This is a genomic window from Cupriavidus sp. IDO (genome assembly GCF_000812465.1).
GTDB lineage: Bacteria > Pseudomonadota > Gammaproteobacteria > Burkholderiales > Burkholderiaceae > Cupriavidus.
On sequence record NZ_JWMA01000018.1, the window covers coordinates 40,227 to 54,522 of the forward strand.

Below are 14,296 nucleotides of genomic sequence, written 5' to 3' on the forward strand. Positions count from 1 at the left end.
ATGAAAAAGCCGGGCAATTGCCCGGCTCCGGATGGTGCCGCTGACAGCGCGTATGGCGCGTCTCAGGCGGCCCTGACAGTCATCGTGTCCGGCGCGGCATCCTCGCCCGCCTCTGTGGCCCGCGCCGCCAGCGCCGCACCGATCATCAGCAGGCTCGGCTGGATCGGATCGATCCACTCAGCTGCTTCGCCGGCAGCCATCTCGCGCAACGTGAACTCGCGGCTGCGCTGCTGCGGCGTGGTGGCAGCTTCCACCACCCAAGCCGGCGTCGATGCCGGCTTGCCATGCGCAATCAGCTGCGCGGCGATGGATGCGGCCTGGTCGCGGCCCATGTAGTAGACCAGCGTATCGGCCTTGACCGCGGCCTCGATGTCGGCAGAGCCCTCACCGTCGGCAGCCTTGGCCTGGGTGGCGAAGGCAACGCTGCGCGAGACGCCGCGCTTGGTCAGCGGCTTGCGGATGGCCGAGGCGGCAGCCAGCGCGGCAGTGATGCCGGGCACGACCTCATACTCGATCCCCGCGGCTTCGAGTGCCTGCAGTTCCTCGTCGGCGCGGCCGAACAGCATCGGGTCGCCTCCCTTGAGCCGCACGACGCGGTCGTACTTGCTCGCCAGGTCGACGATCTGGCGGTTGATGAAGAGCTGGGCGGTGGAGCGCTGGCCGCAGCGCTTGCCCACCTCGACCAGTTCGGCCTGCGGACACCAGGCGAGCATCTCCGGCGACACCAGTGCGTCGTGCAGGACCACTTGGGCCTCGCCCAAAAGCCGTGCACCACGCACCGTAATGAGGTCTGCCGCACCGGGGCCTGCCCCGATCAGGGTCACCTTGCCGTAAGTCTTCCGCGCCTGAATGTCCATCTCCTGCCCCTTGCCTGTCGTTACCGATCAGGAGAACGCACGGATCATGCCCGCGGCCACCGTGTGATTGGTCGCTTCGTCGATCAGCACAAAGGCGCCCGTCGCCGGGTTATCGCCATAGGCGTCGCACACGATCGGCTTCTGCAGCGAGATCTGCACCGAGCCGATATCGTTCAGGCGGATGTCGTGGCGGCCGGTCTCGTGCGACAGCGTATGCACGTCCAGCACGCGGTCCACCGCCGACACGCGCGCGAACACGCTGGCCGTGGTGTGCTTGAGGACGTACTTGCGGGCCGGGTTGAGCGATTCGTCGTCGAACCAGCACAGGTCGGCCTGCAGCTGCTTGGCCGGCGCGGTGGCGGCGTCGGCGGCGACGAACATGTCACCACGCGATACATCGACATCCTCCGTCAGACGCACGGTGACCGTGTCGCCGACATTGGCGGATTCGGCCGCGCCGTTGGGCGTCAGCACTTCGGCCACCACAGCCTCGCGGTTGGCCGGCAGCACGCGCAGCTTCTGGCCCACGCGCACCGTGCCGGCTTCCAGGCGGCCGGCATAGCCGCGGAAGTCGTCCGACTGCGCGCCGTCCTGGCGGATCACCAGTTGCACCGGGAAACGCAATGCAGCGTCGTCCTCGGGCGCGGCTTCTTCCACCGGCAGCTCTTCCAGCAGCGGCAGCAGCGGCTCGCCCTGGAACCACGGCATGGCATCGCTCTCGTGCACGATATTGTCGCCGCGCAGCGCCGACACCGGCACGTAACGCACATCCTTCAGGCCAAGCTGGCTGGCCAGCTCAGTGTAGGCGGCGCGGATCTCATTGAAGCGCTCTTCGCTGTAGTCGACCAGGTCCATCTTGTTGATGGCGACGATCACGTGGCGGATTTCCAGCAGCTTCAGGATCGCGGAATGGCGCTTGGTCTGCGCCAGCAGTTCGGCACGGCCGTCGGTGACGGTGACGCGGGTGGCGTCGACCAGCACGATGGCCGCGTCCGCGGTCGAGGCGCCGGTGACCATGTTGCGGGTGTACTGCTCGTGGCCCGGCGTGTCCGCGATGATGAACTTGCGGCGCGCGGTCGAGAAGTAGCGGTAGGCCACGTCGATCGTGATGCCCTGCTCGCGCTCGGCTTCCAGGCCGTCTGTCAGCAACGAGAAGTCGATCTGCTCGCCGGCGGTGCGCTTGTTCTTGGCGTTGGCCAGCGCGGTCAGCTGGTCGGACAGCACGGCCTTGCTGTCGTACAGCAGGCGGCCGATCAGCGTGCTCTTGCCGTCGTCGACGGAGCCGGCGGTGATGAAGCGCAGCAGGCCCTGATGTGTTGCTTGGTGAGTCATGATGAATTCCTTTGCTGCGTCCGGGATCAGAAGTAGCCTTCTTTTTTCCGGCGTTCCATCGAGGCTTCGCTCGTCTGGTCGTCCATGCGGGTCGCTCCGCGCTCGGTGATCTCGGTCACGGCGGTCTCGGCGATGATTTCCACTGGCGAAGCCGCGGTGCTGGCCACCGGGCAGGTGCAGCTGATGTCGCCAACAGTGCGGAAACGGACCGACAGCACTTCGCTCACGTCGCCGTCCTGCTTGGGCGTGATCGGCGTGACCGGCACCAGCAGGCCGTTCTTGCGCACCACTTCGCGCTGGTGCGCGTAGTAGATCGGCGGCAGCGCCAGGTTCTCGCGGGCGATGTATTGCCACACGTCCAGCTCGGTCCAGTTCGAGATCGGGAACACGCGCATCTGCTCGCCCTGCGCCATGCGGGCGTTGTACAGGCTCCACAGTTCGGGGCGCTGGGCCTTCGGGTCCCACTGGCCGAACTCGTCGCGGAACGAGAAGATGCGTTCCTTGGCGCGCGCCTTCTCTTCGTCGCGGCGGGCGCCGCCCATCAGCGCGTCGAACTGGTGCGCCTCGATGGTTTCCAGCAGCGTCACGGCCTGCGCGGCGTTGCGCGAATCGGTTTCCTTGCGCAGGCGCACGGTGCCGCGCTTGATCGAATCCTCGACGTGGCCCACCACCAGGCGCGCGCCCAGATCGGCCACGCGCTGGTCACGGAAGGTGATGACTTCCGGGTAGTTGTGGCCGGTGTCGATGTGCACCAGCGGGAACGGCAGCTCGATCTTGCGGTCGCCCAGGCGGAAGGCCTTCAGCGCCAGGTGCAGCATGACGATCGAATCCTTGCCGCCGGAGAACAGCAGCGCCGGGTTGCGGCACTCGGCCACCACTTCGCGGATGATGTAGATCGACTCGGCTTCGAGCCGGTCGAGGTGGTCGTTCTGGACCTCCAACAGGTGGGCCACGCCGGAGGTGGCTTCTGCGATGTCGTTCATGATGCCCATGTCGTTAGGCCTCGCTATCAATGCTTGATGTTCTGTTCATGGAGCCCGCACTCTTTCGAGTCCTTGCTCTCCCACCACCAACGTCCTGCGCGCACATCCTCGCCTGCGCGCACGGCACGCGTACAAGGTTCGCAGCCAATGCTCGGGTAGCCCTTGGCGTGCAGCGCGTTCACCGGTACGTTGTGGCGCTTCAGGTAAGCCCACACCTCGGCCTCCGTCCAGTCCGCGAGCGGATTGAACTTGGGGATGCCGCGGGCTTCGTCCAGCTCCTCGAACGGCAGCTCGGCGCGCGTAACGGCCTGCTCGCGGCGCTGGCCGGTGAGCCAGGCGTCGGCGTGCGACAGCGCGCGGTTCAGCGGCTCGACCTTGCGGATGCCGCAGCATTCCTTGCGCAGGTCGATGCTGTCGTAGAAGGCGTTCAGGCCATGCTTCTTCAGGTAATTCTCGACGGCCTCGGTGTCCGGCGTGAACTGCTCGATGGTGTAGCCATAATGCGAGGTCACTTCATCGAGCACCGCCAGCGTCTCGGCGTGCAGGCGGCCGGTGTTCAGCGTGAACACGCGGATGCCGGCGCGCACGCCTTCCGTGCCGCGCAGGATGGCGTCGGTCAGGACCATGTCTTCAGCGGCCAGGCTCGACGCAAAGCGTGCGCGGAAGAAGCGGCCGGCGATTCCCGCAAGGCGCTCGCCCAGCGCGCGTTCCTTCTGCTCCAGCGCTTCGATGCTGCCGGTGTACTCCGGCGCGACCCACAAGGCCGGAGGACGCAGCGACGACGCAGCACCGCTGCCATCGACCACCGCGATATCGCTCAAAACCGTGCTCATGCCGTTTCCTTCGACTGCACAGCACCCACCTCTGCCCGCGCGCGGCGGAACAGCGGCAGCGGTTCGTCCACCGATGCCTGGTAGGCCACGGTGAATTCGGTGAAGCCCTTGATCGCGTCTTCGATGTTCTTGTCGGCGCGCACCGCGAAGGCGTCGAAGCCGCAGCGCTTCATGAAGTTGAGCTGGTCGCGCAGCACGTCGCCGATGGCGCGCAGCTGGCCGTTCCAGTTGTAGCGGGTGCGCAGCAGGTAGGCGGTAGAGAAACCGCGGCCGTCACGGAACACCGGGAAGTCCACCGCCACCACCGCCACGCGGTCGAAGTACGCGGCGGCATCGCCCGGCTCGTCTTCCGGCGCCAGCCAGACGCCGGTGCGAGCGGCCTCGCGGCCTGCCAGCAGTGCTTCGTTGGCCTTGACCACCGACAGCGGAAACAGCACCGCATCCGTGCCCTGCGCGGCGGCAGCGATCTGCTCATCGGTCAGCGGCTGTTCTTCGGTGCCACGCAGCACGGTCCAGGCGTCATCGACGATGACCGGGGTGACCGCAGCGGCGTCACGTTGCAATTGAATAATCTTTGCCATGTTCAGTCTCCGGTCCTCAGGCTTCGGCGCGCTCGCGCGGCTGCTTGTCGGCGTACACGCGCTCCTTGAACGGGGCGATGCCGATACGGGCCAGGGTTTCGATGAAACGTTCGTCCTCGATGCGGTTGGCAACGAAGGTGTCGATGATGCGGGTCACCACCTCGGGCATTTCCTCGGCCTTGAACGAAGGGCCGATCACCTTGCCCAGCGCGGTCTTGTTGCCTTGCGCGCCGCCCAGCGTGACCTGGTACCACTCCTCGCCGTCCTTGTCCACGCCCAGCACGCCGATGTTGCCCACGTGATGGTGGCCGCAAGCGTTGATGCAGCCCGAGATGTTCAGCGAGATCTCGCCGAGGTCGTAGACGTAGTCGAGGTCGTCGAAGCGTTCCTGGATCGCCAGCGCGATAGGAATCGACTTGGCATTGGCCAGCGAGCAGAAGTCGCCGCCCGGGCAGGCGATGATGTCGGTCAGCAGGCCGATGTTGGCGGTGGCCAGGCCGGCCTTCTTGGCCAGGCGCCACAACTCGAACAGGTCCCGCTTCTTCACGTCCGGCAGGATCAGGTTCTGCTCGTGCGCCACACGCAGTTCGCCAAACCCGAAGCGGTCGGCCAGGTCAGCCACGGTTTCCATCTGCGCGTCGGTAGCGTCTCCCGGCGGCGAGACCACGCCCGGCTTGGTCGACAGCGTCACCGCGGCGTAGCCCGGCACCTTGTGGCCGTGCACATTGCGGCTCACCCAGCGGGCGAAGGCCTTGTCTTCCAGCAGATGGTTCTCGTACGAGGCGTCGGTGTCGGCCAGCTTCTCATAGGCGGGCGGCACGAAGTACTGCGCCACGCGGTCGAACTCGGCCTGCGTCAGGGTGGCCGGGCCGTCCTTGCTGTGCTGCCACTCTTCTTCTACTTCCTGCGCGAACTTGTCGGCGCCGATGGCCTTCACCAGGATCTTGATACGCGCCTTGTACTTGTTGTCGCGACGGCCATAGCGGTTGTACACGCGGATGGCCGACTCGACGTACGACAGCATGTGCTGCCACGGCAGGTCTTCCTTGATGATCGAGCCCAGGATCGGCGTGCGGCCCAGGCCGCCACCGGCCAGGATGCGCAGGCGCGTCTCGCCCTCGGCGTTCTTGTAGGCGTAGATGCCGATGTCGTGCATCTGCACCACGGCGCGGTCGTCGGCCGAAGCGGAGATGGCGATCTTGAACTTGCGCGGCAGGAAGGCGAATTCCGGCTGGAAGGTGCTCCACTGGCGCAGCAGTTCGGCCAGCACGCGCGGGTCCACCGACTCGTCCGGCGCGACGCCGGCGAAGTGGTCGGTGGTGATATTGCGCACGCAGTTGCCCGAAGTCTGGATGGCGTGCATCTCGACGCTGGCCAGCTCGGCCAGCACGTCGGGCACGCGCTCGAGGTCCATCCAGTTGTACTGGATGTTCTGGCGGGTGGAGAAGTGGCCGTAGCCGCGGTCGTACTCGCGCGCGATGTGGCCCAGCTTGCGCAGCTGGTTCGACGACAGCAGGCCGTACGGAATCGCCACGCGCAGCATGTAGGCGTGGCGCTGCATGTACAGGCCGTTCTGCAGGCGCAGCGGCAGGAACTCTTCCTCGGTCAGCTCGCCGGATACGCGGCGGCGCACCTGGTCACGGAACTGGGCGACGCGCTCGGCGACGATGCGCTGGTCATATTGGTCGTACTGATACATGGCGGGGTCCGTTCAGTATTCGTTGAATTCAGGAAACGAGCTTGATGGCGACCAGCGTCAGCGTGGTCGCCAGCGCGGCACGCACCAGCCGTTCGGGCAGTGCCCGCGACAGTTGCGCGCCCAGCCAGATGCCGGGGATCGAGCCCACCAGCAGCGCCAGCAGCAAATTCCAGTCGACCGTGCCGAGCCACACGTGGCCCAGCCCGGCAATCGCCGTCAGCGGGACGGCGTAGGCAATGTCGGTGCCGGCCACTTCGGCCGGCTTCATATGGGGGTACAGCAGCAGGATCAGTGTGGCGCCAACCGCGCCGGCGCCGATCGACGATACCGTCACCAGCACGCCCAGCACGGCGCCCACCACGACGGTGGCAACCGCCTGCGGACGGCCTTCGAGCTGGAAGCGAGGATTGCGCGACAGCCACGCCAGCATCTGCTTGCGAAACAGCAGCGACAGCACGGTCAGCAACACCGACACGCCGATGGTCAGGCGAATCGCATGCAGCCATTGGGCATTGAGCTCACCGGCGCTCTTGAGCACCAGAATGGCGGCCACGGCCGCCGGCAGGCTGCCGATGCACAGGCGGCGCACCACCTGCCACTGCACATGGCCGTGCGCGCGGTGGGCAATCGTGCCGAAACCCTTGGTGATGGCCGCGAAGGCCAGGTCAGTACCCACCGCCGTGGCCGGCGAGAAGCCGAACAGCAGCGTCAGCAGTGGCGTCATGAGCGAGCCCCCGCCCACACCGGTCAGACCGACGAGGACGCCTACCAGCAAACCGGATACGGTATAGGCAAGGGACATTTGGGGGGACTCGATTGAGCCTGGCCTGCCGGTTCCGCTTCACCAGTGGTTGCTGCGGAAGGACGCACGGAGGGCCGGGCATTAATTAACAAAGTTCGAGAATCGTAATAAACTGGCCTCATACCTCAAACTAATAAGAAGTTGTTTGTTTATACGACCCTAGTTATATGAACCTGCACCAGTTTCGCTTTGTGCGCGAAGCGGTACGGCAGAATTACAATCTGACCGAGGCCGCCAAAGCGCTTTACACGTCACAACCCGGCGTATCCAAGGCCATTATCGAGCTGGAGGAAGAGCTGGGTGTCGATATCTTCACCCGCCATGGCAAACGCATACGCAGCCTGACCGAACCGGGCCGGCGGATCCTGGCATCGGTGGAGAAGATCCTGCAGGAAGTGGAAAGCCTGAAACGCGTGGGCAAGGATTACGCCGCCCAGGACCAGGGCAACTTCACCATCGCCACCACCCACACGCAGGCGCGCTACGCCCTGCCGCGCGTGATCGGCGAGTTCACCAAGCGCTACCCGAAGGTGCGGCTATCGATCCAGCAGGGCAATCCGGCACAGATCGCCGACATGATCCTGCACGACCAGGCCGACATCGGCATTGCCACGGAAGGCATCTCCGACGACAAGAACCTGGTCTCGCTGCCGGGCCACCAGTGGCAGCACGTGGTGATTACGCCACCCGATCATCCACTGCTGGAGAAGAAGCACCTGGCACTGGAAGACCTGATGGATTACCCGCTGATCACTTACGATCCGAACTTTGCCGGCCGGCCGAAGATCGACAAGGCATTCGAGCTGCGCCACCTGAAGCCCGACATCATCCTGGAGGCCATCGACGCCGATGTGATCAAGACCTACGTCGAGATCGGCATGGGCGTCGGCATCGTCGCGGGCGTGGCGTTCGATGCCGAGCGCGACCGCACGCTGCGCGGCATTCCGGCCGGCCACCTGTTCGGCACCAACGTGACACACCTGGCCGTCAAGCAGGGCGCCTACCTGCGCAGCTTTGTCTACACATTTATCGAGCTGTTTTCGCCGACCCTGAACCGCAAGCTGGTGGAACAGGCGATGTCCGGCGAGCACGAAGCTTACGAACTCTGAAGCCGCCCCGAGCGGTGTCAGAGCCCCCTTCTATATAGCAGGACCCGAAACATGCACTTTTCCCCATCCCTTTCGCGCCAGCCGGAGCTGCGCCCGTGAGCGACCTACCGCAAATCCACTGGACCGAAGACGGCGTCGAGCACAGCGCCCTGTGGCGCTCCGAGGCCGGCCTGCCGCCGCCGCGGCGCGTGGTGATTGCCGACGACACCACCACCGCCGACACCGCCTACCGGCTGGCCTGTGAAGGCACCGCCCTGCTCTGGCGCGGCGACTTCCAGAACGCGCGCCAGCTGCTGCAGGCCATGGCCCGCCGCACCGAGCGCAAGCCGAAGAAGGCAACGCGCCCCGGCAAGAAGGCCAAGGCCGAGGCACCGGCCTCCCCGACCGAGGCCTTCCACCTGCACCGCCTGGCCCAGTCGCAACGCGCGCGCACGCTGGGCATGCTCCTGCTGCCGTTCGGAGCCGATCACAGCGTGCCGCTGCGCCGCGCGCCGGATGTCCGCGAGGCCTGCGAGCAGGTCTACGGCGCCGCCAGCGAGCCTTATGTGGCGTCGATGCGCGAGCTGCTCGGCATGATCGGCGCCTATGAATGGCGCAAGAAAGGCGTGGAGATCCCCGCGCTGGAAGACCGCATCCACCCGTGGTACGGCGTGTTCTCGCCGGTGCGCGGCGAGTACGTCGACCTGGTCGCGGCCGAGCCGCTGCCGTCGAAGGCCCTGGCCTTCGATATCGGCACCGGCACCGGCGTGCTGGCCGCTCTGCTGGCCAAACGCGGCGTGAAGCGCGTGGTGGCTACCGACCAGGACCCGCGAGCCCTGGCCAGCGCCCGCGAGAACATCGACCGGCTCGGCTACGCCGCGCAGGTGGAGATCATCGACGCCGACCTGTTCCCCGCCGGCCGCGCCCCGCTGGTGGTCTGCAACCCTCCCTGGGTGCCGGCCCGGCCGAGCTCGCCGGTCGAGCGTGCCGTCTACGATCCCGACAGCATCATGCTGCGCGGCTTCCTGGAAGGCCTGGCGGCGCATCTGGAGCCCGGCGGCGAAGGCTGGCTGCTGCTGTCCGACCTGGCCGAGCATCTCGGCCTGCGCCCGCGCGAGCAGCTCATGGGCTGGATCGAGGCGGCCGGGCTGAAAGTGCTGGGCCGCTCCGACATCCGCGCGCGCCATCCGCGCGCCACGGACATCGAGGATCCGCTGCACGCGGCCCGCTCCGCCGAAGTGACGACGCTCTGGCGGCTCGGCGCGCGCTGACCGGTCCTCCGGGCGCGAGGGCGGCTGCATGCCCTCCCGCCCGGCGCGAGTTCGGCTATCCTTCCCGTCACATATAAAAACGGAGGAGTCGACAATGCCGAAACAACCCCTGCGCCGCCTGTTGCTAAGCACCGCCCTGCTCTGCACCAGCACCGCCGCCCTCGCCGACATCCGTGTCGGCGTTGACGTGTCCACCACCGGGCCGGCGGCGTCGATCGGCATTCCCTCCAAGAACACCATCCTGATGTGGCCCGAGACGCTCGGCGGCCAGAAGGCGCACTACGTGCTGCTGGACGACGGCTCCGACCCCGCCGCCGCGGTGCGCAACGTGCGCAAGCTGATTTCCGAAGAGAAGGTCGACGTGATCGTCGGCCCCAACATCACGCCGACCGCCATCGCCTCGCTGGATGCCGTGGCCGAAGGCGAAACGCCGATGGTGGCGCTTGCCGCCTCGGCCGCGATCATCGAGCCGCAGACCGACGCCAGGCGCCGCTGGGCCTTCAAGATGCCGCAGAACGATTCGCATATGGCGACGGTGCTGACCGAGTACATGAGCAACCACGGCGTGAAGACGGTCGGCTTCATCGGCTTCAATGACGCCTATGGCGAGAGCTGGTGGCGCGAATTCTCGAAGCTGGCCGAGGTGCGCAAGCTGAAGGTCGTGGCCAACGAACGCTTCTCGCGCAACGACACCTCAGTGACCGGGCAGGTGCTCAAGCTGATGGCCGCCAATCCTGACGCGATCCTCGTCGCCGGCGCCGGCACCCCGTCGGTGCTGCCGCAGAAGACGCTGGGCGAGCGCGGCTACAAGGGCAAGGTCTACCAGACCCACGGCATCGCCACCTGGGACTTCCTGCGCGTGGGCGGCAAGGATGTCGAAGGCACGCTGTTCCCCACCGGCCCGGTCGTGGTCGCGCGCCAGTTGCCGGACAGCCATCCGGTCAGGAAGGTGGCGATGGAATTCGTCACCCGCTATGAAGCGAAGTACGGCGCCGACAGCGTGACCCAGTTCGCCGGCGACGCCTGGGGCGCCTGGCAGCTGCTGGACGATGCCGCCCGCCGCGCGCTGAAGACCGGCGCCCAGCCGGGCACGCGCGAATTCCGCGCGGCCATGCGCGACGCGCTCGAAACCACTACCAACCTCACGATCCCCAATGGCGTGATGAACATGAATGCGAAGGACCATCAGGGCTTCGACCAGCGTTCGCGCGTGATGGGGGTTATTCGCAACGGCAAGTTCGCCTATGCGGGCGACAAGTAGCCAGAATCAGCCTGAACCCGTTGAAAGGAAGCACCGCATGACCTCCCCCCAAACCCCCGTCACCGTCGCCTTCATCGGCCTGGGCGCCATGGGTACGCCGATGGTCCGCCACCTGCTGGCCGCCGGCCACACCGTGCGCGCCTATGTGCGCCGCCCCGAAGCCGCCGAGGCCGCCCGCGCGCTGGGGGCCGAACCGTTTTTCACGCCCGCCGAAGCGGCGCAGGGCGCCAGCGTGGTGTTCACCAACGTGACCTCGTCAGACGATGTGCGCCAGGTGCTGCTGGGCGACCAGGGCGTGATTCACGGCGCCGCGCCGGGCACTATATGCGTCGACCACAGCACCATCTCGCCCATCGTCACGCGCGAAATCGCCACGGCGCTGGCCGCGCGCGGCATCGAGGCGCTGGACTGCCCGGTCTCGGGCGGCACCGCCGGGGCCGAAGCCGCCAGCCTGACCATCATGGTCGGCGGCAAGGCCGAGATGCTGGAGCGCGTGCGCCCGCTGCTGGCATTGCTGGGCAAGACAATCACACATATCGGCGACAACGGCGCCGGCCAGGTGGCCAAGCTGTGCAACCAGATCGCACAGGTGGTCAATATCGAAGGCATCGCCGAAGCGATGCGCTTTGCCGCCGCACAGCAGGTCGACACCGGCCGGGTGTTCCAGGCGATTTCCACCGGCATGGCAGGCAGCCGCATGCTGGACCTGATGGGCCCGAAGATGGTGGCGCGCGATTTTTCCGCCGGCATCGAGGCACGGCTGCACGACAAGGACTTCGGGCTGGCGCGCGATATCGCCGAGGAAATCGGCCTGAAGCTGCCCGCCATGCAGGCCACCTCGGCCCAGCTGCAATCGCTGATGGAGCACGGCTGGGGCAAGGACGACACCTCGTCCCTGCTGCGCGTGCTGGAAAGCTGAAGCTCAGGCGCCGACGAGCCTCAGCACGGCGCGCAGCAGTGCGCTGTCCGGCTTCGCCAGGTCATCCATCACGTTGAAATGGTGCCGCCCCGGCAGCGGCACGTCTTCGGCAGCGTTGGCCGGCCAAGCCGTACGGATCAGCGCGTTCTGGCGGTGATATTCCGCCGCCTCGAGCTCGCCCACCGCGGTGACCAGCGGCGCTGCCGTCGCCGGCTGCATGAAGGCGGGCGACAGGCGCGCCACATCGGTCTCGGACAGCTTCAGGTCGCGCTGCAGGAATTCGGCACGCCGCAGCGGCTCCAGGTCATACAGCCCGCTGACGGACAGGCCGCCCTTCACCAGGTCGTGCGGCAGGTCCTCGCCCACCTGCGGCCACAGGGCCGCCATCAGCATCGCCGCGAGATGGCCGCCAACGGAATGACCCGCGGCAAAGATGCGCGAGCGCTCGTGGCCAAGCACGTCCGACTGGCGATACAGCCACGCCGTGGCCTGCAGCACCTGGCGCACGATGGTCTCGACCGTCACGGCGGGGCACAGCGAATAGTTCAGCAGCGCCACGGAAACGCCGAGCCGGGGCAGTTCGCTGGCGACGAAGCTGTGGTCGCGCTTGTCCAGCGCACGGAAGTAGCCGCCGTGCACGAACACCAGCAGGGGCGAATTCGGGCCGCTGGCGGGAAAGTAATCCAGTTCCTCGTCCGCCGCCAGGGGCGAGCCCGGCTCCGCGTAGCTCAACCCCTCAAGCACGCTGCCGCGAGCGCGCACCTGCGCCGACAATGCCGCCCAGCGCGCCATATGCTCGGCGTTGTCGGGCACGCGCGCCCGGTTGTTATATTCTCGCTCGTAGAAGGCCGGATCCTGCGAAGGCAATTCTGCAAGGCTGGCCAGGGAAGATTGGGCTGACATGGCGCTCCGGGTCGGTGGGAGGGATCGGGACGGCACTGCATGGCAATCCGGCCATCCTAACCGGATAAGAACCCATTTCACAATGAAGAAGGGTCCCCTTCTTCATTGTGAAATGGGTTCTGTAGCCTGGCCCGCTACCCGCGCCTACGCTATTCCAGTCTGATGAAACCGTCATGGTCGTAAAACGCAGCCTGAGAGCCGGGCAGTCCGGCCAGCTTGGCCCGCCCTCGCCGGCAACATCGGCCGCCGCACGGTGCCCGCTGTGCGGCCGCGAACTGGTCGCCGGGCCGAGCACCGACCTGCATCATCCCGTGCCGCGCAGCCTCGGCGGCCGCGATGTCGTGCCGATGCATCGCATCTGCCACCAGAAGATCCATTCCGTTTTCACCGAGTCCGAGCTGGCCTCGACCTTCCACGACTGGAATGCCCTGCGCCGCCACCCTGCCATCGCCGACTTCGTCCGCTGGGTCGCGCGCAAGCCGCCCGAGTACTACGACCGCAGCCGCTCCACGAACGCCCGGCGCGGGCGCTGACCTGCCGGGCTGTTGTCTGCACAAGGGAAATCCGGCATAATTCGCGGCTCAGCACGGCGCCGGTTCCGGCGCCAGACACCCTGCCCGGGTGGTGAAACAGGTAGACGCAGGGGACTCAAAATCCCCCGCCGCAAGGCGTGTCGGTTCGAGTCCGACCCCGGGCACCAGCTTAATTTCCCCGTTCCAGATTGCCCACCGCCGCCGGCAAGCACCGGCCCGGCGGATCGCGCGCAGGCCACCAGGCCTGGACTGCCACGTCACGTCCGTGCGCTCTTAGTCACCCCGCCGGAACGGCACCATGTCGGACGAAATCCACTGGCGATCACCCCTGCGGGTTTCCTATCCTATGGGATTGCCAACCTCCCCTCCGGAGCCGACCATGAAGCGACTCACCTTTTCCGCCCTCGCCTGTTCCGCCCTGCTGGCCGGTTGCGCTGGCGCCAACATGGACAGCCTGACGCAGGCCGGCGGCAGCCTGTTTTCGGCGGCGACGCTGTCAGATGCCAACGTAAAGACGCTGTCGGACCAGTCTTGCGCTGAGATGGACAAGAAAAACATCCTGGCCACCGCCGACAGCACCTACACGAAACGGCTTGCCACGGTCATGAGCGGCCTGGGCAATACCGGGTTGCCGCTGGACGCCAAGGTCTACATGACCAAGGACGTCAACGCCTGGGCCATGGCCAACGGCTGCGTGCGCGTCTACAGCGGACTGATGGACCTGATGAGCGACGATGAAGTCCGCGGCGTGGTGGGGCACGAGATTGGCCACGTGGCGCTGGGCCACACCAAGGCCGCGATGCAGGTGGCCTATTCGACGACCGCTGCGCGCGGGCTGCTCGGCGCGACCGGCAATGCGACGCTCGCGGCGCTGTCATCCTCGCAACTGGCCGATCTGGGCGAGCAGTTCGTCAACGCGCAGTTCTCGCAACGGCAGGAAAGCGCCGCGGACGATTACTCTTTCGACCTGCTGACCAGGAACGGCGCCAACCGCCAGGCGCTGGCCTCGGCATTCCGCAAGCTCTCCACGCTGGATGGCGGCCAGTCGAGCATGCTGAGCTCACACCCGGGCTCGCTGCAGCGCGCAAGACATATCGAGGACCGCCTGTCCAAACAACCCTGAGCCGCGGGCTGCCGGCCTATGCCGCGCTGCCCCATCTACGCGCTTCTCGAATACCACATCGGCCCTTCGCGCCGATGTGCCCTGCCCCCCGCAATCCGCGCAGACCCTGAC

Annotated in this window: 14 protein-coding genes and 1 tRNA gene; 7 read left to right on the plus strand and 8 right to left on the minus strand. The window is 66.6% G+C overall.

Annotated elements, in window-relative coordinates:
• Nucleotides 1-62: 62 nt before the first annotated feature.
• The 7 genes from cobA to RM96_RS06360 are packed head-to-tail and all read right to left on the minus strand — an operon-like array spanning nucleotide 63 to nucleotide 7,087.
• Nucleotides 63-857 carry a uroporphyrinogen-III C-methyltransferase gene (cobA, locus tag RM96_RS06330; protein WP_039008889.1) on the minus strand — a complete coding sequence of 265 codons (795 nt, stop codon included), beginning with the start codon at nucleotides 855-857 and terminating at the stop codon, nucleotides 63-65.
• A gap of 27 nt (nucleotides 858-884) precedes the next feature.
• The gene (locus RM96_RS06335; RefSeq protein ID WP_039008891.1) at nucleotides 885-2,189 is read right to left on the minus strand and encodes a sulfate adenylyltransferase subunit 1; all 1,305 of its coding nucleotides are present in this window, start codon (nucleotides 2,187-2,189) and stop codon (nucleotides 885-887) included.
• 26 nt (nucleotides 2,190-2,215) lie between these two features.
• Entirely contained in the window at nucleotides 2,216-3,181 is a 966-nt protein-coding gene (cysD, locus tag RM96_RS06340; RefSeq protein ID WP_039008893.1) for a sulfate adenylyltransferase subunit CysD, read from the minus strand.
• A 17-nt stretch (nucleotides 3,182-3,198) separates the two neighbouring features.
• Nucleotides 3,199-4,005: a phosphoadenylyl-sulfate reductase gene (locus RM96_RS06345; protein WP_039008896.1), complete on the minus strand. Its 807-nt coding sequence runs from the start codon at nucleotides 4,003-4,005 to the stop codon at nucleotides 3,199-3,201.
• Nucleotides 4,002-4,586 (minus strand): DUF934 domain-containing protein, encoded by a 585-nt coding sequence (locus tag RM96_RS06350; RefSeq protein WP_039008898.1) that lies wholly within the window; start codon nucleotides 4,584-4,586, stop codon nucleotides 4,002-4,004. The genes RM96_RS06345 and RM96_RS06350 overlap by 4 nt, the downstream gene beginning before the upstream one ends.
• Before the next feature lie 16 nt (nucleotides 4,587-4,602).
• On the minus strand, nucleotides 4,603-6,285 hold the full coding sequence (locus RM96_RS06355) for a nitrite/sulfite reductase (RefSeq protein ID WP_039008900.1): 1,683 nt from the start codon (nucleotides 6,283-6,285) through the stop codon (nucleotides 4,603-4,605).
• A gap of 28 nt (nucleotides 6,286-6,313) precedes the next feature.
• Nucleotides 6,314-7,087 (minus strand): sulfite exporter TauE/SafE family protein, encoded by a 774-nt coding sequence (locus RM96_RS06360; RefSeq protein ID WP_039008901.1) that lies wholly within the window; start codon nucleotides 7,085-7,087, stop codon nucleotides 6,314-6,316.
• 167 nt (nucleotides 7,088-7,254) lie between these two features.
• Between RM96_RS06360 and RM96_RS06365 the strand changes: the two genes are divergently transcribed.
• The 4 genes from RM96_RS06365 (at nucleotide 7,255) to RM96_RS06380 (ending at nucleotide 11,626) form a co-directional block, all read left to right on the plus strand.
• On the plus strand, nucleotides 7,255-8,196 hold the full coding sequence (locus RM96_RS06365; RefSeq protein ID WP_039008903.1) for a CysB family HTH-type transcriptional regulator: 942 nt from the start codon (nucleotides 7,255-7,257) through the stop codon (nucleotides 8,194-8,196).
• A 95-nt stretch (nucleotides 8,197-8,291) separates the two neighbouring features.
• Nucleotides 8,292-9,446, plus strand: coding sequence for a methyltransferase (locus RM96_RS06370; RefSeq protein ID WP_039008904.1), 1,155 nt, complete (start codon nucleotides 8,292-8,294; stop codon nucleotides 9,444-9,446).
• A 94-nt stretch (nucleotides 9,447-9,540) separates the two neighbouring features.
• On the plus strand, nucleotides 9,541-10,707 hold the full coding sequence (locus RM96_RS06375) for an ABC transporter substrate-binding protein (RefSeq protein ID WP_039008906.1): 1,167 nt from the start codon (nucleotides 9,541-9,543) through the stop codon (nucleotides 10,705-10,707).
• Between the two features lie 37 nt (nucleotides 10,708-10,744).
• Nucleotides 10,745-11,626: an NAD(P)-dependent oxidoreductase gene (locus RM96_RS06380; protein ID WP_039008908.1), complete on the plus strand. Its 882-nt coding sequence runs from the start codon at nucleotides 10,745-10,747 to the stop codon at nucleotides 11,624-11,626.
• Nucleotides 11,627-11,629: 3 nt separating this feature from the next.
• Here the strand turns inward: RM96_RS06380 and RM96_RS06385 are convergent, their stop codons facing one another.
• On the minus strand, nucleotides 11,630-12,529 hold the full coding sequence (locus RM96_RS06385) for an alpha/beta hydrolase (protein ID WP_039008910.1): 900 nt from the start codon (nucleotides 12,527-12,529) through the stop codon (nucleotides 11,630-11,632).
• A 173-nt stretch (nucleotides 12,530-12,702) separates the two neighbouring features.
• Between RM96_RS06385 and RM96_RS06390 the strand changes: the two genes are divergently transcribed.
• The 3 genes from RM96_RS06390 (at nucleotide 12,703) to RM96_RS06400 (ending at nucleotide 14,185) form a co-directional block, all read left to right on the plus strand.
• Nucleotides 12,703-13,062, plus strand: a complete 360-nt coding sequence (locus tag RM96_RS06390; RefSeq protein ID WP_039008912.1) for an HNH endonuclease — start codon at nucleotides 12,703-12,705, stop codon at nucleotides 13,060-13,062.
• A gap of 82 nt (nucleotides 13,063-13,144) precedes the next feature.
• Nucleotides 13,145-13,229: transfer RNA gene (locus tag RM96_RS06395), tRNA-Leu, on the plus strand.
• Between the two features lie 212 nt (nucleotides 13,230-13,441).
• Nucleotides 13,442-14,185, plus strand: coding sequence for a M48 family metallopeptidase (locus tag RM96_RS06400; protein ID WP_039008914.1), 744 nt, complete (start codon nucleotides 13,442-13,444; stop codon nucleotides 14,183-14,185).
• Nucleotides 14,186-14,296 lie beyond the last annotated feature (111 nt).